This is a genomic window from Pseudomonas donghuensis (genome assembly GCF_000259195.1).
Classification (GTDB): domain Bacteria; phylum Pseudomonadota; class Gammaproteobacteria; order Pseudomonadales; family Pseudomonadaceae; genus Aquipseudomonas; species Aquipseudomonas donghuensis.
The window spans coordinates 207,044-226,275 of record NZ_JH650760.1; the positions used below are offsets into that span (position 1 = coordinate 207,044).

The following is a 19,232-nucleotide window of genomic DNA, read 5'->3' on the forward strand; positions in this document are numbered from 1 at the left end:
CGATGTTATCGAGCATTTTAGAGAGCAAGGCATTGGCATGAGTGAAGATGCGCAGGACGTCGTACTGGTGGTCGAAGACGAGCCGGTGATTCGCATGGTTCTCGAGGACTACCTCAAGGGTGAGGGTTACCACGTGCTGGTGGCGCAAGACGGCAAGCAGGCCTTCGATATTCTGGCGCGCAAGCCGCACCTGGACCTGATCGTCACTGACATGCGTTTGCCGGGCGGGATCTGCGGGGTACAGATCGCCGAGCCCGCCGTCAAACTGAGGCCGGACTTGAAGGTGATCTTCATCAGCGGTTACCCGGCAGAAATCCGCGAATCAGGCAGCCCGATCGCCTTCAAGGCGCCAATCCTGGCCAAGCCGTTTGACCTGGACAGCCTGCGTGACCAGATTCAGGAGCTGTTGCGCTAGTGTCCTGGTGACACTTCCCACGCTATCCCTCACAGGTGGCTGATTTCCCTCACCGTGCAAAAAGCGTCCGATAGCTACCTTGTGAATCGCCACAGGGAACAGGCGCTGCGCTTTATCGTCCGGCAGGGGGACGCCACCAATACCGGTGGTGAGGCACGTGGTGGTTGTACACAACATCCGCTAGGTGGTCGGGCCATTGCACGAATCGGCGACCCGTCTATTGCCCGCGCTGTCGGTCGCATCGTGCCATCGGGAGACAGCTACCTGCCACTGGAACCCGAGTCCCAAGCCTGCATCGACGCCCATGGCATTCCCTACAGCGCCTGGTGACTCATGCCATCGAATTCAGGCTTTCACCGCGCAAGGTCCGCTCGATCCCGCCCAACAGCATGCTTTCCATCAGCGCCAGGCCCTGGGCCTGGGGCAGTTGCGAGGCTTGCAGCCAGCCAGGCAGGCTGTTGAGCAAGTTGGCGATGACATGGGCAGTGACTTCAAGTGCCTTGCCGCGCAAGGTTGCCTTGGGCACTAACAGACGCAGCAGAGCGCTTTCATACTGTTGACGCAATTGGCCGATGTGAACCTGTTGCTCAGCACTCAGGCAGCACAGGTCACGCTCGGCCAGACGAAACTGCAGCGGCCGCTCGGCATGCAGGCCCCAGTGGGCGGCAATCACCTCGCCCAAGGTCTGCTGCTGGGCTCGACGTCCCGGGTTGAGCGTGGCCAACAACTCCTCGAACAGCTCTTCGATCAGATCGAACAGCAAGTGCTGTTTGCTCGGAAAGTGGTGGTACAAGGAGCCTGCCGTCAGCCCCAGGTGCGCGGCCAGTTCACGCATGCTGACCTGGCCGAACCCCTTCTCGGCGAACAACTCCAGGGCCTTGTCACGCCGCTCTTCAAAGTTCGCACAGCGCAAAGCGGCGTCCATGGCAGGGCTCCCTAGTAGGTGAAGAAACCGCGACCGCTCTTGCGCCCCAGGTAGCCGGCGGCAACCATTTCCTTGAGCAGCGGAGCAGGGCGGTATTTGCTGTCGTTGTAGCCTTCGTGGAAGGCTTCGATGATTGCCAGCAGGGTGTCCAGGCCGATCAGGTCGGCCAGGGCCAGCGGGCCGATCGGCTGGTTGCAGCCCAGGCGCATGCCGGTGTCGATGTCTTCGGCGCTGGCCAGGCCTTCCTGGAGGACGAAGATCGCTTCGTTGATCATCGGCACCAGGATGCGATTGACCACAAAGCCCGGGCGGTTGCCGGCACTGATCGGCGTCTTGCCGACTTTCTCGGTCAGGGCCAGAGCCTTGGCGTAGGTGGCATCACTGGTTTGCAGGCCGCGAATGATCTCGACCAGGGCCATCATCGGCACCGGGTTGAAGAAGTGCACGCCAATAAAGCGCTCAGGCAGGCCGACCGCCGCGCCCAGTTGGGTGATCGACAGCGACGAGGTGTTGGTGGCAATCACGCACTGGTCGCTGACGCTGGCGGCGATCTGCTTAAGGATGCGCAGCTTGAGCTCGAGGTTTTCAGTGGCGGCCTCAATGACCAGCCCGGCCTGCTGCAGCTGCCCGTAGTCGGTGCTGGTGCGAATCCGCACCAGCGCCGCTTCGGCGTCTTCAGCGGTGAGGGTCTGCTTGCTGACCTGGCGCTCGAGGTTCTTGCGCAAGGTGGCGACGCCGCGCTCCAGGGCCGCGTCGGTCACATCGATCAGGGTGACCTGGTAACCGGCCAGCGCACAGACCTGGGCAATACCGTTGCCCATGGTGCCGGCGCCGATCACGGCAATATTTTCAATACTCAACTTAAACTCCTTGCTCAAACGCGTTCGAAGACGATGGCGATGCCCTGGCCGCCACCGATGCACATGGTTGCCAGCGCGTAGCGGCCCTGAATGCGCTGCAGTTCATGGATGGCCTTGGTGGCGATGATAGCGCCCGTGGCGCCGACCGGGTGCCCCAGGGAAATGCCCGAACCGTTGGGGTTGACCTTTTCCGGGTCGAAGCCCAGTTCACCGGCGACTGCACAGGCCTGTGCGGCGAAGGCTTCGTTGGACTCGATCACATCGAGGTCGGCGACGCTGAGGCCGGCCTTGTCCAGCACCTTGCGGGTTGCCGGTACCGGGCCCAGGCCCATCAGTTCGGGCTCGACGCCAGCGTGGGCGTAGGCTACCAGGCGCGCCAAAGGCTGCAAGTTATGGCGTTTGACGAAGTCACCGGTAGCCAGCACCAGTGCCCCAGCACCGTCGTTCAGGCCACTGGCGTTGCCGGCGGTGACGGTACCGTCTTTCTTGAACACGGTCTTCATGCCAGCGAGCTGCTCGGCGGTTACTTCGCCGCGTACGTGCTCGTCGACCTCGAAGCGTACCGGGCCTTTGCGGCTGGGAATCTCGATCGGCACGATCTGGCTGGCGAAGCGGCCTTCGGCGATGGCGCGGGCGGCGCGGCGCTGGCTGGTCAGGGCCAGTTCATCCTGCATCTGGCGGGTGATGCCATTGCGCTCGGCAACGTTCTCGGCGGTGATGCCCATATGAAAGCCGGCGAACGGGTCGTGGAGGATGCCGAGCATATAGTCGACGCCCTGCAGATCACCCATGCGCGCACCCCAGCGGGCTTGCGGCAGCAGGTAAGGGCCGCGGCTCATGGATTCGGCGCCAGCGGCGACAACCGCTTCGGCATCGCCCAGCAGCAGGCTTTGCGCGGCTGAAACGATGGCCTGCAGGCCCGAGCCGCACAGACGGTTGACATTGAAGGCCGGGGTTTCCTTGGGAATACCGGCGTTCATCGCCGCGACCCGGGCCAGGTAAGCGTCGCGCGCCTCGGTCGGAATGACGTTGCCCATGACCACATGGCCGATCTGTTCGGGTGCCACACCGGCGCGCTCGATGGCGGCGCGGGTCACGCTGCTGGCCAGATCCGCCAGGGGCAGGTCCTTGAGGGCGCCGCCGAAGCTGCCGATGGCCGAGCGTACGGCGCTGACTACGTAGATGTCCGGGGTATTCATGATCGACTCCAGTGTGCGAAAGCGTGGCGTGGCGGGGCTGGCGTCTGCCAGAATGCTGCCCACGGCCACCTTCAGGTTGGCTTTGAGTCTAGGCAAAGCCTGCGGGCGGGCCTATGCCATAACTGTCCAGTGACACTGGTATTTTTTGCCACACCCTTGCGGAAACCGCCATGCGGGAAAACGATACAGTCGCCGTTTACTTCGTCCATACCATGCTCCATGCCCTGCGCGCCCAGCCTGAGCGGGCCGTCGCGCTGCTGGTCGAAGCCGGTATCGATCCGGCAGTGCTGCAAGCGCCCGCCGCGCGTGTGCCGGCGCCGACCTTTGCGCGCTTGTGGTTGTTACTGATCGAGGCCCTGAACGATGAGTTTTTCAACCTCGACAGCCATGGCATGCCGCAGGGCAGTTTTGCCCTGATCTGCCGCGGCCTGATCCAGGAGCCAACCCTGGAAAAGGCCCTGCGCCAGTGCCTGAACAACTTTGCGCTGTTCTTGCGCGATATTCGCGGGCAATTGACGGTCAGGGGCGCACGCGCGGTGATCAGCCTGCGCACCGCCATCGACGACCCGCTGACACGGGTGTATGCCGAAGAAACCTTCCTCGCGCTGGTGATCAGCCTGCTGTGCTGGCTGGCGGGGCGGCGAATCGTGATTGACCGCACGGCGCTGACCGACAGGCGCCCGGCCCAGGAGGATGATCCGTTACTCTGGGGCGCCAACGTGCAACTGGGCAGTGGCCACACCGAGATCGAATTTGCGGCTGAATACCTGCGCTTGCCGGTGGTCCAGGACCTGACGGCATTGAAGACCTTCCTGCGCAGCGCCCCGCAATGGTTGGTAATCCGCTACCGCAACCAGAATGGCCAGGTGGCCCAGGTGTATCGCTACCTGCGTGCCCGCCAGTACGGCCAGTGGCCGACCCTGCTGGCCATGGCCGAGCGCCAGGGTTTGAGCCCCAGCAGCTTTCGCCGCCAACTGGAGCGTGAAGGCCGCTCGTACCAGCAGATCAAGGACGAGGTGCGTCGGGCCATGGCTTTTGAATGCCTGCGCCAGCCGCACCTGAGTATTGCCGAAGTCGCCGAGCACACGGGCTTCCAGGAGCCCAGTGCGTTTCACCGGGCGTTCAAGAAGTGGACTGGCGAAAGCCCCGGCAGCTATCGTCAGCGCATGCTCAGTCCTGCAGCCGCGCCGCCAGTTGCTTGACCCTGACCAGGTCGCCACCGGCTACCTTGGCCACGCCCTTGCCATATTCAGGATCGGCCTTGTACAGGTACGACAGCATGATGTGCTTGCTGTCGTCATCGCTGCTGGCCAATGACTGGCCGAAGCTGTTGATCAGGTCGCGGCGGTCTTTCTTGTCGTAGGAACGGAACAGTTCACCGGCTTGCTTGAAGTTCTGCTGGCGCTCGATGCCCTGTTGCTGGGTGCTGCCGCTCAAGGGTAGCCGGCTGTAGCGCGCCGACTCGGTCGAGGGGCGCGGCATCAGGCGGCTGGGTTCGTAGTTGACCCCGCCAACCGTGCGTGAGGCATTCAGGGCGCCATCCTGGTTGGCGTTGTTGACCTTGACCCTGGGCTGGTTGATCGGCAGGCCGCCAGCATTGGCGCCAACCCGGTACATCTGGGTGTCGGCATAAGAGAACAGCCGGCCCTGCAGCAGGCGATCCTCCGAGGGCTCGATGCCCGGAATCAGGTTGGCAGGCGCGAGCGCCACCTGTTCGGTTTCCTGGAAGAAGTTGCTGACGTTGCGGTTGAGCACCATCTGCCCGACTTTTCGTTCAGGTACCCCTGGCCAGATCTTGGTCGGGTCCAGGGGGTCGAAGTCAAAACCCGCCAGTTGCTCGGGCTTGAGGGTCTGGATGTACAGCTCCCACTTCGGATGGTCGCCGCGGTTGATGGCATTGACCAAGTCGCTGGTCATGTGGCTGAAATCATGCCCCTGAATCTTGGCCACCTCGCCAGGGGTGAGGTTCTTCTGGCCTTGCAAGGTTTTCCAGCGGAACTTCACGTAGGTGGTTTCACCGTCCCTGTTGACGAACTTGTAGGCATGCACGCTGTTGCCGTCCATGTGTCGATAGCTCAGTGGCGTGCCTTCGTTGGAATACAGCAGGGTCAGGGTGCGGGTGGCTTCGGGCATGTGCGAGAGCAGGTCGAAGCGCCGCGCGTCGTTGCCCAGATTGGTGCGTGGGTCGGGCTTGAAGGCGTGGACCATGTCGGGGAACTTGATCGCATCGCGGATGAAGAAGGTCGGGAAGTTGTTGCCGACCAGGTCCCAGTTGCCATCGGCGGTGTAGAACCGCGTGGCGAAGCCGCGCGGGTCGCGCAGGGTTTCCGGTGAATGCAGGCCGTGTACTACCGAAGAGAAACGCACGAATACCGGGGTGCGCTCGCCAGGGGTGAACACCTTGGCCCGGGTCAGCTCAGAAATGTCGCTGGAGGCGATGAACTCGCCATGGGCACCGGTACCGCGGGCATGAACGACACGCTCAGGTATGCGCTCGCGGTCGAAGCGCTGAAGCTTCTGGATCAACTGCACATCCTGCAGGAGGGCGGGGCCAGTACCGCCGGCAGTCTGCGAGTTCTGGTTGTCGCCAACCGGGGCGCCATTGTCGCGGGTCAGCGGAGCGGCGAGGGCGCTGCTGGCAATCAGCACGGCCGAGGCGAGTATGCCCAATGTGTAGCCTGAAAAACTGCGGGTGCTCATGATGACTGTCCTGTCATGGAAGGGGAGCAGCCGATGATAGAAACGACGGGACAGTGTACCCAGATGGGTTTTCATTACGCGGCGTCAGACTTCTCCGGAACTCGCTGGCGACTATGGGGGGGACCCGACACTGCCTCAGTGCCGGGTTGCTGCAGCGCCTCTACGGCATTTGCTTGAGCAACTGCTGCAAGCGCGCCTGGCCTGCAGTGTCGAGGGCGAATACCGGCCGCCGCGGTTCACCCACCGGCAAGCCGGTCATGCCCAGCCCGGCCTTGATGGTCGCCGGCAGGCCACCCTTGAGGATGAACTCCAACAGTGGCAGTTGACGGTAGAACACCGCCTTGGCCGCGTTCAGGTCGTTGGCCTGCACGGCCTGGTACAGCTGCTGGTTCAGCGCGGGGATCAGGTTCGGTGCGGCGGTGCACCAGCCGCTGGCGCCGGCCACGAATGCCTCCAGGGCCAACGGGTTGCAACCGTTGTAGAACGGTACCTTGCCCTCGCCGAGCAACTGCAGCTTGTGCATGCGCTGGATGTCGCCGGTGCTCTCCTTGACCATGGTCACGTTTTCGACCTCGCGCACGATGCGCAGGATCAGTTCCACCGACATGTCGGTACCGCTGGTGGCCGGGTTGTTGTAGAGCATGATCGGCAGCTTGATGCTGGCGCCAATGGCTCGGTAGTGCTCGAAAATCTCCGCTTCGGTGAGCTTCCAGTAGGCCGCCGGCAGCACCATCACCGCATCGGCGCCGTGTTCCTGGGCAAAGCGCGCACGGCGAATGGCGCCGGCAGTGGTCAGGTCGGAGACGCTGACGATGGTCGGTACCCGCCCGGCAATGTGGCGCAGGCTGAACGCGGCCACCTGTTGCCATTCCAGGTCGCTCAGGTAGGCGCCTTCGCCGGTGCTGCCGAGGGGCGCGATGGCATGCACGCCGCCGTCGATCAGGCGGTCGATCGAGCGGCCGAGGGCGTCGAGGTCAAGCTGCTCGCCGTCGGCACTGAACGGGGTGATGGTGTAGCCGATGATGCCGTGAAAAGTCTTGGACATGAAATCTACTCCGCAAGGTAAGCAAAAAAGCTCGGATCAGTTCAGGCAGTCGCCATGCACCCGCAGGCACTGGCGCGCATAGTAGTTGAAGGCAGCGCTGTGGCGTTTGGGCCGGGAGATCCAGTCATGGGCTTCACGGCCCAGCTCAGGGGCAATCGGCTTGATGCTGCCGGCGGCCATGGCCAGCAGTTGCAGCTTGGCGGCGCGCTCGATCAACTGGGCAATCACGCAGGCTTCCTCGATGCTGGCGCCGGTCGACAACTGGCCGTGGTGCGAGAGCAGGATGGCGCGCTTGTCGCCCAGGGCTGCACTGATGATCTCGCCTTCTTCGTTGCCCACCGGCACGCCGGGCCAGGCTTCGAGAAACGCGCAATCGTCGTACAGCGGGCAGAGGTCCATGTGCGACACCTCAAGCGGCACTTCCAGCATCGACAGGGCGGCGACGTGGGTCGGGTGGGTGTGGATGATGCAGTTCACATCCGGCCGCGCGCGGTACACCCAGCTGTGGAAGCGGTTGGCCGGGTTGGGCATGCCCTGGCCTTCGAGCACTTCCAGGTCTTCGTTGACCAGCAACAGGTTGCTGGCAGTGATTTCGTCGAAGCCCAGGCCCAGTTGCTGGGTGTAGAAGGTGCCCGGTTGCGGACCGCGGGCGCTGATTTGCCCGGCAAGGCCGGAGTCGTGGCCGTTGTCGAACAGAATCCGGCAGGTCAATGCCAGCTTTTCGCGCACAGTCCACGTATTATCGGCAAGCGAGCCTTGCATCTGCTTAAGGGCCTGCTGAATCAGCTGGTCCTTGGGGAGTGCCATTGTCTTGGCCATGGGGCTATCCTCGGTGGCGTGATGGGTTGTCACGGCTGACCACCCCGGTTGCTTGGAAGGTGACGGGGCGGTCAGGCTAATGACACAATCAAGGCTATATGACACAAAGTGTCATTAGCAAGAAAAAACTTGCCCATGGCATTGGGAAAACCGCGTCGCATGTCTATTCGATTGAAATTGTTAAGAAAAAAACTGGGTATCACCCTGGATGCGCTGGCTGAAAGCTCCGGCATGACCAAGAGTTACCTGTCCAAGGTCGAGCGCGGATTGAATACCCCCTCGATTGCCGCCGCGTTGAAGCTGGCGCGCGCCTTGAATGTCAATGTCGAGGAACTGTTTGCCGAAGACCAGCCAGGCCATGCGCGCTACAGCCTGGTGCGCAGCGGCGAGCGCCAGGCGGTGGTGGGGCAGGCGCCGGGTTATACGGTGCTGGCCAAGCAGATCGGCAGCCGCAGCCTGTTGCCTTTCATCATCAGCCCGCCGCCGGAATTCAGCGATGCCTCGTTCAAGGAGCATCTGGGCGAAGAGTTCCTGTTCGTCCATGAAGGCCAGGTGGAGGTCGACTTTGGCAATGAACGGGTCATTCTCGAACGTGGCGATGCGCTGTATTTCAACGCCCAGACGCCACACCGCCTGCGTTCGCTGGGCGAGTTGCAGGCCCAGTTGCTAGTCGTGGTGCACGACACCGAGAGCTGATCCCCATGGATGCACACTCCCGCTTCTGGCGTGACCCGGCGCTACCCTTCATCGAAGCACGTCGCGTCGCCGATGGCCGCAAGGTCTGTTATGCGGCGCATTCGCACGAGAGCTTCTCCCTTGGCGCGATCACTGGCGGACGCAGTACCTATGTCAGCGGCGAGCGCCACCAGCAGGTGGCGGCTGGCACCGTGGTCTTGATCAATCCTGGTGTGGTGCATACCTGCAATCCCATCGACGGTCAGCCCTGGTCGTACCTGATGCTCTATGTCGACTGGCCGTGGTTACAGGCGTTGGGCTTCTCGCCACTGGCGGCGATCAGCAGTACTTCGGCGTCGTTGTTCGACGAGGTGCTCAGGCTGTTTGACGTGTTGTTGGATGCGCAATACCCGGCCGCGCGCAAAGAGACCGCACTGCGGTTGTTTTTCGCCGGGCTCAGCCAGCGCATTGGCGGTTTCGAGTGCTCGGCGCAGCAACCTGACCCGCGCTTGCTGGCGGCTGCGGCCTTTATTCGCGAGCATTGCACCGAGCCTTTGCGCCTTGAGGCCATCAGCCGGGCCGCCGGGTTGTCGACGTCCTACCTGATCAGGGCCTTCAAGCAGCAGTTCGGTCTCACCCCTCATGGTTATCTGCTCGACCAGCGTGTGCAATATGCCCGTGCCCAGTTGCGGCGCGGGCGCTTGATTGCCGAGGTGGCGCTGGAGGCCGGTTTTGCCGATCAGGCGCATTTGCAACGCGCCTTCAAACAGCATCTGGCTGCGACCCCGGGGCATTACCGTTCAGGCCAGTAGCAGGTAGAGGGCGCTGGCCAGCAATATGAACGCCAGACTGCGATTGAACAGCCGCATGCGCCGTGGATTGCCCAGGTGCTGGCTGATCCTGCTGCCAGCCCAGGCCCAGGTGGCGATCGAGAGATAGCAGATAACCAGGTAGATGCCGGTGAACTGCCATAGCAGACGGGATTCACCGTTGTCGACATAGGCGCCGATCCCGGCCACGCAGGCCAGCCAGGCCTTGGGGTTGAGCCATTGCAGGGCGGCGCCGGCAAGCATCGACGGTGCATTCTGGTTGCCGGCTGCGGCCAGCTCACCGCCGTCGCTGGCCAGTTTCCAGGCCAGGTACAGCAGGAATGCCACGCCAGCCCAATGCAGCACCTGAGTCAGTGTCGGCCAATAGCGCAACAGCTCGTGCAGGCCGAGGCCGATCAGCACCAGCAGCACGCCAAAGCCCAGGGTTGCACCGCCGACATGCCGCAGGCTGGCGCGCAGGCCATGGCGGGCGCCAGCGCCCAGGGCAATGATATTGACCGGGCCAGGGGAAATGGAAGCGGCCAGCGCGAAGGCGGCCATCGATAGCATCAGGCTCATGGGATCAGTATCCGGTAGTGGGGAACCGGCACAGACTAAGGGGCGGGAGTGGGCGCGTATTGAAGAAAATTACCCTGATTATTTTCAAGTAAAAATTACAGGTGTTGTGCCGGGTTCGCTGTTTTTCTTTTATTGATAACCGATCAGCATGCAATCACTTTCAACCACAGGCAGTGATCGTCATGCACAACCCTCATCCGTCCTTATTGAACCAGACCGTCGTCGTGCTCGGCGGTGCCAGCGGTATCGGTGCGGCAGTCGCGCGCCAGGCCCGAGACCGTGGCGCACGGGTCATTGTCGCCAGTCGCCAGCCAGGTCCGGTTGGCGAAGGTATCGAAGCAGTGACGCTCGATATCACCGATACCGGGGCGTTGCACGCCCTGTTTGCCGACATTGGCACGGTCGATCACCTGGTGATCAGCGCCGGGCCTGCGGTACAGGCCAAGCCCCTGGCGCAAAGCGACCTGCAACAGGCCCGCGAGGCCTTCGAGGTCAAGTTCTGGGGCGCCTTGCAGACGGTCCAGGCGGCGCTGCCCTACCTTTCGCCACGCGCCAGCATCAGCCTGACGTCGGGGTTGCTGTCGCGCAAGTTCGTCCCCGGGCAGTTGATCAAGACCACGCTCAACGCCGCTCTCGAGGCCCTGGGCAAGCAACTGGCCAAGGAGCTTGCGCCGCGTCGCGTCAACGTCATCAGCCCCGGGCTGACCGATACCGAAGCGTACGCGGCGATGGATACCGCGCAGCGTGTGGCGATGTTTGACCGCGCCGCGGCCGGGCTGCCGGTTGGGCGGGTGGGGCAAGCCGATGAGGTCGCCGCGGGCTTTATCCTGGCCATGGAGAACGGCTTCATGACCGGCAGCATTGTCGATATCGACGGCGGTGGGCTGCTGTGAGCCGATGAGCGGGCGCAGGTCGTGCTCAAGTTTCACGACCTGCTGCCGAAGCAATATGGCACTGTGCCATATATCAGGACATCCCATGTTGAAAAAGCTGCTCCAGGCCACCGCGATCATCGCCACCCTGTCGATGACCGGCTGTGTGTCCTACAACGTCACCGGCCCTCTGGGCGCTCCGCAACATCCAGCCGCCACCACCAGCCCACGTACGGCGCAGGTCGCTGACGTGGCGGTCTCGGCACCAGGCATCGACGAGGCCACGCGCAAGGCCATCAGCCGCTCGCTGACTGCGCAACTCGACCAATACGTCGAGGCCGGCAAGTACTTCAAACAGGTCAGCCAATACCCGACACGCCTGGATGAGCAGGACGTCATGCTCAAATTCAACATGACCTCGCTCAAGGGCCATCGCGGCCCCCATCCGGGCTATGTGCCGGGCGCGTTGCTGACCCTGACCGTGTGGATCTGGGTCAACGGCCCGATCTACGTCGACACCTTCGATGTCGCCGGTGACCTGGTGATCGAGGACCGTAACGGCAAGGCCCTGGCCAGCTCCCGCCAGGAACTCAAGCTTGAGCGCAACGTCGGCCTCTACCGCCGTGAATACTGGGCGCCGACCCTGGGGGCACCGCAGCTCAATGAAGTGGTTGCCAAGCTGCTCGACGACGCCACGCTGAAACTGGCCAAACAGTAACGACAAGGACGATTCCCATGCTGCGTATCATCAAAGCCAACCTGCTGCTCGGCGCTGTGCTGCTGACCGGCTGCGTCTCCTATTCGCAACACGAACTGGCGCCAGTGCAGAGCTGGCCGCCACAGGCGCAAGCCCAGGCGGTGAAACCGACCGCCTATGTGCGCACCACCGCGCAATACCAGGTCAATCGCGGCCAGCCCAATGCCACCGCCGGCAAGCCGGCCGAGGCCTGGGAGCAGGCACTGGTCGACACCTACAAGCAGTCCGGGCGCTTTGCCCGGGTGAGCACGGAAAAGGTCACGGCGGATATCTACGCCGAATCGACCCTGACCAACCACGAACAGTACAACGTGGCGTCGGCGATCATCACCGGGGCGACCTTCTTCATCATCCCGTCCACGGCGCGCAACACCTTCACCCTTGATACGGTGTTCAAGGACAAGGACGGCAAGGAACTGGGGCGCATCAGCAAGAGCGAGTCGGTACGCACCTGGATGCACCTGGTGCTGATCGTCGGGATTCCCTTCCAGCAGGACACCAGCGAACTGGTCCGCCAGTTGACCCAAAGCACGCTGGACGAGGCGGTCAAGCGTCAGTTGTTGTAAGGCCTCATTGCTGCAAGCCAACGCCTACAGGCCCTGCACCAACCCTGTGGGAGCCGGCCTTGCCGGCGATGGGCTACGCAGTAGCCCCGCACAACAATCGCTCGACCTGCGCCAGCTCCCAGGTGCTGAGCAAACTCACCGGATCGGTGCCCCATTGCCAGCACTCGAGCGTGCCTTCGCGGCCGTCGCTGCTGCGGCACGTGAGGCAATGGTGCAGGTGGGTTCCGTCGAAATCCAGGCTCAGGCGCCAGCCGTCGATATCGACCTCAACGCCGACACGCCGCAACGGACGAACGCCGAGGGCGGCATCACGCAGTTGCTGGCACACCTCACGGGCACTCAGGGCTGGCATCTATTTCTCGCTCTCAAGGTACATGGCCTGGGCGACGGGGTCGCGAGGACGCTGAGCATAGTGCGTGCCGGCGCCGCTGTCAGCCGTTGTCCAGGCTTGATCTGCAGCGGTCTAGTGGGTAGCGTGCGCACCTTGGTCTTTTGAGTATCGGTTATGACCCTGATGGAACGACTCTTCACCTGCGCGTTTGGATTGAGCGCAATGGCCCCGGCCCTGGCTGCCGACAACCTGGCTATTCAACACTGGACCCAGCCCAGCGGCGCGCGGGTCTACCTGTTGCCTCAAAGCCAGGCCAGCGACCTGCAGATCCAGGTTGACTTCGATGCCGGCAGCCGCCGCGACCCACTGGATCAACCGGGCCTGGCGGTGCTCGGCGCAGCGCTTGCGGTGGAAGGTGTCCATGCCCAGGGCGATGCCCCGGAGCTGAACGGCAATGCGCTGCGAATGGCCTGGATGCGCCTGGACAGTGAACTGAATACCCAGGTCGATGCCGACCGCTTCAGCTACATCCTGAAAATCACCGACACCAGTGCCCAGCGCCAGGCCGAGGCCACGGCGTTGTTAGGTCGGCAGATTGCCGAACCGGCCTTTGCCGGCAGCATCTGGTTCCGGGCCAAGCCGTATTACATTCGCCAGGTCAACGGCGAAACCACCCGGCGTTTTGCCGGGGTAGGGCAACGCTTTGCCCAGGCGGTGTATGGCGACCACCCCTATGGCCGCGAGCTGACCCGCCCGGGACTGCAGCGCAACAAGCAGATCGACCTGGACGAGTACGCGCTGCCGTTCGGCTATGCCCTGACCCCGGCCATGGTCGAGCGCACCCGCATGGAAGATTTGCGCACGCATTACAGTGCAATGATGCTGCCATGCCGGGCCACGGTCAGCCTGGTCGGCAATCTTGACCGGGCTCAGGCCGATGCCGTGGCCAATGCAGTGCTTGGGCGCTTGCCGAGCGGTCATTGCCCAGCATTGCCAGCGCTGCCCAAAGTGCAGGCGTTGAGCCAGGCCAGCCGCCAGCAACTGGAACCGCAGCAGGGTACGATCTGGATACAGATCGGCCAGCCGGCAGTGCCACGCAGCGACCCGGACTTTTTCCCGTTGCTGCTGGGCAGCGACATTCTCGGTGGCGAGCACTGGCCGACGCGGCTCAATCGGGCCGTGGGCGCTGAGCTTGGCGGCGATGTCAGTTGGGAATCGGCCAGCTACTTCGCCATGGGCCAACAGGCCGGGGCCTTCGTGATCTCGCTGGAAGTCCCTGCCGGGCATCAGGAGCAGGCACAGAAGGCGGCTCATCAGGCGTTGACGCGCTTTGTCAGCGAGGGCCCGAGCGCCGAGGAACTGGCTGAGGCCAAGGCGCGGTTACTCGAGCTTTTTGCCGGCACCAGCCGCCACCGCCTGCTTGAGCATGTCGCGCAGATCGCCTTGAACGGCTTGCCGGACGATACCCTGGTGACCTGGCGCCAACAGCTTGAGGCGGTAACGCCTGCGCAAGTCAAGGCGGCGTTCAAACGCGTCGTTCAGCCACAGAAGCTGGCGACCGTAGTGGCGGGGCAAGATCTGTAGGAGCGGCGGTGCGGCGATCCGACTTGCCCCGCGAAAAGGGGATTGTGAAATTTCCCACGCATCATGATAATGAGAGTAATTACCATTAATGTGTGATCACCCTCGTGCCGAGCTCTGTCGACTCCAAGGCTATCGTCGCCCACCTCTATAGCGACCATCATCGCTGGTTGCGCGCCTGGCTGTACCGCCGGCTGAACTGCCCGCACGATGCGGCGGACCTGGCCCAGGACACCTTCGTCCGGGCCATGACCAGCAGCGCCTTGCCCGCCCTTGAAGAACCCCGCGCCTTTCTCGCCACCGTCGCCCGCCGCCTGCTGAGCAACTTGTTCCGCCGTCGTGCGCTGGAGCAGGCCTACCTCGACGAGCTGGCGTGCCTGCCCGAACACTGCATGCCCTCGGCCGAAGACGTGGTGCTGGTGCGTGAAGCGCTGGCCGAAATCGACCGCGTGCTCGATGGCCTGCCGGTGCGGGTGCGTCACGCCTTTATCCTGCATCGCCTCGAAGGCATGAACCAGCCGAGCATTGCCGAGCATCTGGGGGTGTCGCTGGCCACGGTCGAGCGCGACCTGCGCCGGGCCTTCGTGCATTGCCTGAGCGCGAGGCCGGAATGAGCAACACACCACTGGACCGCGCCACCCACGAAGCAGTGGACTGGCTGCTCAAGCTGGAGAATGTTCCTGCCGGGAGCCCGTTGCTGGTGGCGTTCAACAGCTGGCTCGAGCAGTCTCCCGGCCACCAGGCCGCTTGGCAGCGGGTCAATGCCTTGCTTGGCGAACCCCTGGCCGATCTGCAGCAAGCCGAACAGCGCAACCCCGGCCAGTTGGCCATGGCCAGCCGCAGTTTGCGTGCCTTGCCTTCGCCGTCGCGGCGCAAAGCGCTGGGCGGCGGTCTGGCGATGTTGTTGCTGGGGCTGGGCGCCGGTGCAATTGGTAATCGGGTGGCGCCGCTGGGCGATTTGCTTGCCGACCTGCGCACCGGCACCGGTGAACGGCGTACCTTCACCCTGGCCGATGGTTCGCGCCTGTGCCTGAACGCGCGCAGCGCGGTGGATGTGCGTTTCAGCGCCGGGCAGCGGTTGGTGCTGCTGCGCGACGGTGAGCTGCAAGCCAATGTGGCCGCAGAACCGGGCCGACCCTTTATCGTCGCTACCCGCGAAGGCCAGGTGCAAGCCCTGGGTACGCGCTTTAGCGTGCGCCAGGAAGAGCGCCAGAGCCTGGTTTCGGTACAACAGCACAGCGTCATGCTCAGCAGCGGCAGTGCGCCAGCCCAGCGCGTGGAAGAGGGCCAGGCCTTCCGTTTTGATGGCCACGGCAGCCAGCCTGTGGCGGCCTCACTACACACCCGTGCGAGCTGGGCCGATGGCCGCATCGATGTCCGCGACGAGCCACTGGGCGAGCTGATCGAGGCCTTGCGCCCGTACCGCGCCGGGCTGTTGCGCATCAGCCCGCAGGCCGCGCAGGTGCGCGTCTACGGCAGCTTCCCGCTGGATGACAGCGAGCGTACCTTGCGCTCCCTGGCCGAGACCCTGCCGATCCGGGTCGACAGCTTTGGCGGCTGGCTGACCCGTATCGATGTGATCTGAATAAAAATAATTAAGATTTCGCTGAGGGGGGTTCGGTTACTGGCGTGTCCTCGTTATGGACAACAACCTCGAACGAGCCAACACCTCCATGCCCGACTCCATGATCCGCCCCAGCCTGCTGGCCCTTGCCATCGCCCTGGGCAGCAGTGCGCCGCTGTACGCGCAGGCGCAAACCGACAGCAGCGTCAGCGCCAGCCAGCGTTTTGATATCCCGGCCGGGGACCTGGGCGAAGCCTTGAGCCACATTGCCCGCCAGTCCGGCCGAGTGCTGTCGGTCAAGCCGGCACTGTTGCAGGGCAAGCGCTCGGCAGCGGTCAGCGGTCAGTTCACTCCCGAGCAAGCGGCGACCCAGGCCCTCAATGGCAGCGGCCTTAATCTCAACATCACCGCCGGCGGCACCTGGAACCTGGTGCCGGCCGAGCAGAGCGGGGCGCTGGAACTGGGCCTGACCCAGATCGTTTCCAACGCCGGCGAAGATGCCTGGGGGCCGGTTCAGGGCTATGTGGCCAAGCGCACCGGCACTGCGACCAAGACCGACACCTCGGTGCTGGAAGTACCGCAGACCATCAACGTCATCACCCAGGATGAAATCAAGGCGCTCGGCTCGCAGACGGTCACCCAGGCCCTGCGCTACACCCCGGGTATCACCGGCGGTGGTTTCTCCGACCGGGTCGGGATTTTCGACGAGCCGACCTCCCGCGGCTTCAGCCCGACGCCGCTGTACCTGGACGGCCTGCACCTGCCTTATGGCGGCGGCAGTACTGGCGGTGCGCTGCAGATCGATCCGTACGCGCTGGAACGTATCGAGGTGATGAAGGGCCCGGCCTCGGTGCTCTATGGCCAGAACCAGCCAGGTGGCCTGATCAACATGGTCTCCAAGCGCCCGACCGCGACGCCGCTGCATGAAGTCAAACTCGGTGGCGGCAGCCAGGACCGGCGTTACGGCGCGTTCGACTTTGCCGGCCCGGTGGATGACCAGGGTGAGTACCAGTACCGCGTGACCGGCATGGGCCTGGACAAGAACGGCGAGGCCGACTACGTCGAGCAGTAGCGCTACATGATCGCCCCGAGCCTGACCTGGAGCCCCAACGAGCAGACGCGCCTGACCGTTTACGGCCACTACCAGCGCGACAACGGCGTGCCGGAAGCCCAGGGCCTGCCAGCGGTGGGCACGGTGTTTGCCAGCCCCAATGGGCGGATCAAGCGCAGCCGTTTCATCGGCGAGCCGGGGGTCAACTCCTACGATCGCGAGCAGTACACCTTTGGCTATGAAGTCAGTCATGAGCTGGACGACGTCTGGACCCTCAAGCAGAACACCCGCTACGCCTACGTCGATGACAAATACCGGGCGCCGCTGCACGGCTACGCCTTCGTGCCCAACCCGGTCACCGGGGCCGACGACCAGAGCGCGATGACCCGCTACGGGGTCGACTGGGCCCAGCGCAACAAGGTGTTTGGCATCGATAACATGGCCCAGGCCAAGTTCAACACCTTCGACGTCGCCCACACCCTGTTGATCGGCGTTGATTACTACCACTCCAACTCCAAATTCCTCGGCCTGTACGACCGCAATCCGCCGGTCATCGACCTGTATAACCCGGTGTACGGCAAGCCAATGAACTTCGGCCAGCCGTTCAAATGGGACCGCACCATCAATCAGACCGGCCTGTACGTGCAGGATCAGCTCAAGTGGGACAACTGGTTCCTGACCCTCGGTGGCCGCTACGACTGGGCCGAGGCCGATAACAAGGAGCCGATCGCTGGCACCCATACCACCGTCAAGGACGAGAAGTTCACCGGCCGCGCGGGGCTTGGCTATGCCTTCGACAATGGCGTGACGCCTTATGTCAGCTACTCCGAGTCGTTCCTGCCGCTGAGCGGTGCCGACTACGCGGGCAAGGCGTTCGAGCCGTCCACCGGCAAGCAGGTCGAGGCGGGTATCAAGTACCAACCGCCTGGCCAGGACAGCTTCATTCAGTTGTCGGTGTACGAGATCAACCAGCAGAACATCCTCACCGCCGACGTCGGCAACCCCGGCTTCAACAGCCAGGTTGGCGAACTGCGCTCGCGTGGCGTCGAGCTTGAAGGCAAGGCCAACCTCACCGATAACCTGGGCCTGATCGCTTCGGTATCGCGCAACGACGTGGTTTACACCAAGGACAACGATGGCCGTGAAGGTCGTCATCCGTCGGGCACCCCGCCGATGACCGCATCGCTGTGGCTGGACTATCACTTCACCGGTGATACCCCGATTGCCGGCCTGGGCATGGGTTTGGGTGCACGTTATGTGCGCGGCAGTGACGGCACCGATTTTGCCGATGGCCACTTCAGCATCCCGTCCTATACCGTGTACGACGGCATGGTCTCCTACGACTTGCAGCAGTCGCCATTGCGCCTGAAAGGGGTGAAGTTGCAGGTCAATCTGCAGAACCTGGAAGACAAGGTGTATGTCAGCCGTTGCACCAGCGACGTGGATTGCTACTACGGCGAAGGGCGGACCATTACCACTGACCTGACCTATAACTGGTAAGACCGACTTGCCCGGCGATGGGCTGCAAAGCAATCCCTGCTAGCGACAAGCCAGCAACCACTGACGAAACCCGGCCACCTGCGGCCGTTCCAGTGCCGTCGCCGGGTACACCAGGTAATACGCCAGCTCACTGGCGATGCCCTGTGCAAAGGGCGTCACCAGCATGCCTTCATCCAGCTCCCGCTGCACAAAGCCGCGGCGCACCAGCGCCACGCCCAGCCCCGCCTTGGCCGCTTCAATCGCGCCGTTGCTGTCTACGAACAAGGTACCGCCACTGGCCTCCACCTGTGGCGCCCCGGCTGCATCCAGCCACATCCGCCAGTCGTGGCGGTGCTCATCGTGCAGCAGGTGCACGCTGGCAAGGTCGTTGGGTTGGTGCAGGGCGTGGATGTTGCGCAAGTGCGGGCTACACACCGGCACCAGATCATCATCCAGCAAGCGTTCGGCGACCAGCCCGTCATAGCGGCCATAGCCATGACGCACCGCCAGGTCGATGCCGTCGCGGGCGAAATCCACCAGGCGCTTGCAGGCGCTGATGCGTACATCGACACCGCTCTGCTGCGCCTCGAAACCGCCTAGCCGTGGCAGCAGCCACTGTACGGCAAACCCGGGTGTGCAACTGAGCGTCAGTACCTGCTGTCTGGCGCGCGTAGTGAGGGCACTGGTGGCCTCACGAATCATGCGAAAGGCGCTGCGCAGGGTCGCGAAATAGTCCTCGCCCTCCGGGGTGAGGCTGAGGCTGCGCGGGCGGCGGACGAACAACTGCACGCCCAGGGCCGCTTCCAGTTCCTTGATCTGCAGGCTGACCGCACCGGGGGTGACGCACAACTCGCGGGCGGCAAGGGTGATACTGACATGCCGGGCGGCGGCTTCGAAGGCGCGCAAGGCGCTGAGTGAGGGTAGGGTCATGATGCTTTAATTCACCTCAATCATCTGGCGAAAAATGCTCGTTTGTCGTGGTGCTGGTGCCCATGAATACTGGCA

The 19,232-nt window shown here is 63.4% G+C and carries 20 protein-coding genes and 1 pseudogene; 12 read left to right on the forward strand and 9 right to left on the reverse strand.

Going from position 1 to position 19,232, the window contains the following annotated elements; translation table 11 throughout:
• The first annotated feature begins 37 nt into the window (after nt 1-37).
• Complete coding sequence (locus tag UW3_RS0108745; protein ID WP_010221975.1) at nt 38-415, forward strand: response regulator; 378 nt, start codon at nt 38-40, stop codon at nt 413-415.
• A gap of 81 nt (nt 416-496) precedes the next feature.
• Complete coding sequence (locus UW3_RS28670) at nt 497-745, forward strand: PAAR domain-containing protein (RefSeq protein WP_145997603.1); 249 nt, start codon at nt 497-499, stop codon at nt 743-745.
• Between the two features lies 1 nt (nt 746).
• Here the strand turns inward: UW3_RS28670 and UW3_RS0108750 are convergent, their stop codons facing one another.
• Genes UW3_RS0108750 through UW3_RS0108760 form a run of 3 tightly spaced genes read right to left on the reverse strand, consistent with a single transcriptional unit; the run spans nt 747 to nt 3,399 of the window.
• Entirely contained in the window at nt 747-1,340 is a 594-nt protein-coding gene (locus UW3_RS0108750; protein WP_010221976.1) for a TetR/AcrR family transcriptional regulator, read from the reverse strand.
• An 11-nt stretch (nt 1,341-1,351) separates the two neighbouring features.
• Nucleotides 1,352-2,200 carry a 3-hydroxybutyryl-CoA dehydrogenase gene (locus UW3_RS0108755; protein ID WP_010221977.1) on the reverse strand — a complete coding sequence of 283 codons (849 nt, stop codon included), beginning with the start codon at nt 2,198-2,200 and terminating at the stop codon, nt 1,352-1,354.
• A 14-nt stretch (nt 2,201-2,214) separates the two neighbouring features.
• Nucleotides 2,215-3,399 carry an acetyl-CoA C-acyltransferase family protein gene (locus UW3_RS0108760; protein ID WP_010221978.1) on the reverse strand — a complete coding sequence of 395 codons (1,185 nt, stop codon included), beginning with the start codon at nt 3,397-3,399 and terminating at the stop codon, nt 2,215-2,217.
• 170 nt (nt 3,400-3,569) lie between these two features.
• Here UW3_RS0108760 and UW3_RS0108765 point away from each other — a divergent pair, with 170 nt between their 5' ends.
• On the forward strand, nt 3,570-4,601 hold the full coding sequence (locus tag UW3_RS0108765) for an AraC family transcriptional regulator (protein ID WP_010221979.1): 1,032 nt from the start codon (nt 3,570-3,572) through the stop codon (nt 4,599-4,601).
• Here the strand turns inward: UW3_RS0108765 and UW3_RS0108770 are convergent.
• From UW3_RS0108770 to UW3_RS0108780, 3 genes are all read right to left on the reverse strand, one after another.
• The gene (locus UW3_RS0108770) at nt 4,570-6,099 is read right to left on the reverse strand and encodes a catalase (protein WP_010221981.1); all 1,530 of its coding nucleotides are present in this window, start codon (nt 6,097-6,099) and stop codon (nt 4,570-4,572) included. The genes UW3_RS0108765 and UW3_RS0108770 overlap by 32 nt on opposite strands.
• Before the next feature lie 160 nt (nt 6,100-6,259).
• Nucleotides 6,260-7,144 (reverse strand): dihydrodipicolinate synthase family protein, encoded by an 885-nt coding sequence (locus tag UW3_RS0108775; protein ID WP_010221982.1) that lies wholly within the window; start codon nt 7,142-7,144, stop codon nt 6,260-6,262.
• 36 nt (nt 7,145-7,180) lie between these two features.
• Entirely contained in the window at nt 7,181-7,963 is a 783-nt protein-coding gene (locus UW3_RS0108780) for an aldolase (protein ID WP_010221983.1), read from the reverse strand.
• Between the two features lie 159 nt (nt 7,964-8,122).
• Here UW3_RS0108780 and UW3_RS0108785 point away from each other — a divergent pair, with 159 nt between their 5' ends.
• Together UW3_RS0108785 and UW3_RS0108790 are read left to right on the forward strand one after the other, a co-directional pair.
• The gene (locus UW3_RS0108785; RefSeq protein ID WP_010221984.1) at nt 8,123-8,659 is read left to right on the forward strand and encodes a helix-turn-helix domain-containing protein; all 537 of its coding nucleotides are present in this window, start codon (nt 8,123-8,125) and stop codon (nt 8,657-8,659) included.
• A 5-nt stretch (nt 8,660-8,664) separates the two neighbouring features.
• A complete protein-coding gene (locus UW3_RS0108790; RefSeq protein WP_010221986.1) occupies nt 8,665-9,450 on the forward strand; it encodes an AraC family transcriptional regulator in 786 nt (261 codons plus the stop codon).
• Here UW3_RS0108790 and UW3_RS0108795 read toward each other — a convergent pair.
• Nucleotides 9,439-10,026, reverse strand: coding sequence for a LysE family translocator (locus tag UW3_RS0108795; protein WP_010221987.1), 588 nt, complete (start codon nt 10,024-10,026; stop codon nt 9,439-9,441). The two genes, UW3_RS0108790 and UW3_RS0108795, sit on opposite strands and share 12 nt — an antisense overlap.
• A gap of 182 nt (nt 10,027-10,208) precedes the next feature.
• On the opposite strand from UW3_RS0108795, the gene UW3_RS0108800 reads away from it, so the two are divergent.
• The 3 genes from UW3_RS0108800 (at nt 10,209) to UW3_RS0108810 (ending at nt 12,221) form a co-directional block, all read left to right on the forward strand.
• Nucleotides 10,209-10,919: an SDR family oxidoreductase gene (locus UW3_RS0108800; RefSeq protein WP_010221988.1), complete on the forward strand. Its 711-nt coding sequence runs from the start codon at nt 10,209-10,211 to the stop codon at nt 10,917-10,919.
• An 85-nt stretch (nt 10,920-11,004) separates the two neighbouring features.
• Nucleotides 11,005-11,616 carry a hypothetical protein gene (locus UW3_RS0108805; protein WP_010221989.1) on the forward strand — a complete coding sequence of 204 codons (612 nt, stop codon included), beginning with the start codon at nt 11,005-11,007 and terminating at the stop codon, nt 11,614-11,616.
• A 17-nt stretch (nt 11,617-11,633) separates the two neighbouring features.
• Entirely contained in the window at nt 11,634-12,221 is a 588-nt protein-coding gene (locus tag UW3_RS0108810; RefSeq protein ID WP_010221990.1) for a hypothetical protein, read from the forward strand.
• Nucleotides 12,222-12,294: 73 nt separating this feature from the next.
• On the opposite strand, the gene UW3_RS0108815 is transcribed toward UW3_RS0108810, so the two are convergent.
• On the reverse strand, nt 12,295-12,573 hold the full coding sequence (locus tag UW3_RS0108815; RefSeq protein WP_010221991.1) for a DUF7693 family protein: 279 nt from the start codon (nt 12,571-12,573) through the stop codon (nt 12,295-12,297).
• 201 nt (nt 12,574-12,774) lie between these two features.
• Between UW3_RS0108815 and UW3_RS0108820 the strand changes: the two genes are divergently transcribed.
• The 4 genes and pseudogenes from UW3_RS0108820 to UW3_RS26700 all read left to right on the forward strand — a co-directional run bounded on the left by UW3_RS0108820 (nt 12,775) and on the right by UW3_RS26700 (nt 18,248).
• A complete protein-coding gene (locus UW3_RS0108820) occupies nt 12,775-14,136 on the forward strand; it encodes a M16 family metallopeptidase (RefSeq protein WP_010221992.1) in 1,362 nt (453 codons plus the stop codon).
• 104 nt (nt 14,137-14,240) lie between these two features.
• The gene (locus UW3_RS0108825) at nt 14,241-14,747 is read left to right on the forward strand and encodes a sigma-70 family RNA polymerase sigma factor (protein WP_026001245.1); all 507 of its coding nucleotides are present in this window, start codon (nt 14,241-14,243) and stop codon (nt 14,745-14,747) included.
• Nucleotides 14,744-15,718, forward strand: a complete 975-nt coding sequence (locus tag UW3_RS0108830; RefSeq protein ID WP_010221995.1) for a FecR domain-containing protein — start codon at nt 14,744-14,746, stop codon at nt 15,716-15,718. The genes UW3_RS0108825 and UW3_RS0108830 overlap by 4 nt, the downstream gene beginning before the upstream one ends.
• Nucleotides 15,719-15,806: 88 nt before the next feature.
• Nucleotides 15,807-18,248, forward strand: a pseudogene (locus tag UW3_RS26700) (TonB-dependent siderophore receptor).
• A 39-nt stretch (nt 18,249-18,287) separates the two neighbouring features.
• On the opposite strand, the gene gcvA reads toward UW3_RS26700, so the two are convergent.
• Nucleotides 18,288-19,157, reverse strand: coding sequence for a transcriptional regulator GcvA (gcvA, locus tag UW3_RS0108840; RefSeq protein WP_010221996.1), 870 nt, complete (start codon nt 19,155-19,157; stop codon nt 18,288-18,290).
• Nucleotides 19,158-19,232 lie beyond the last annotated feature (75 nt).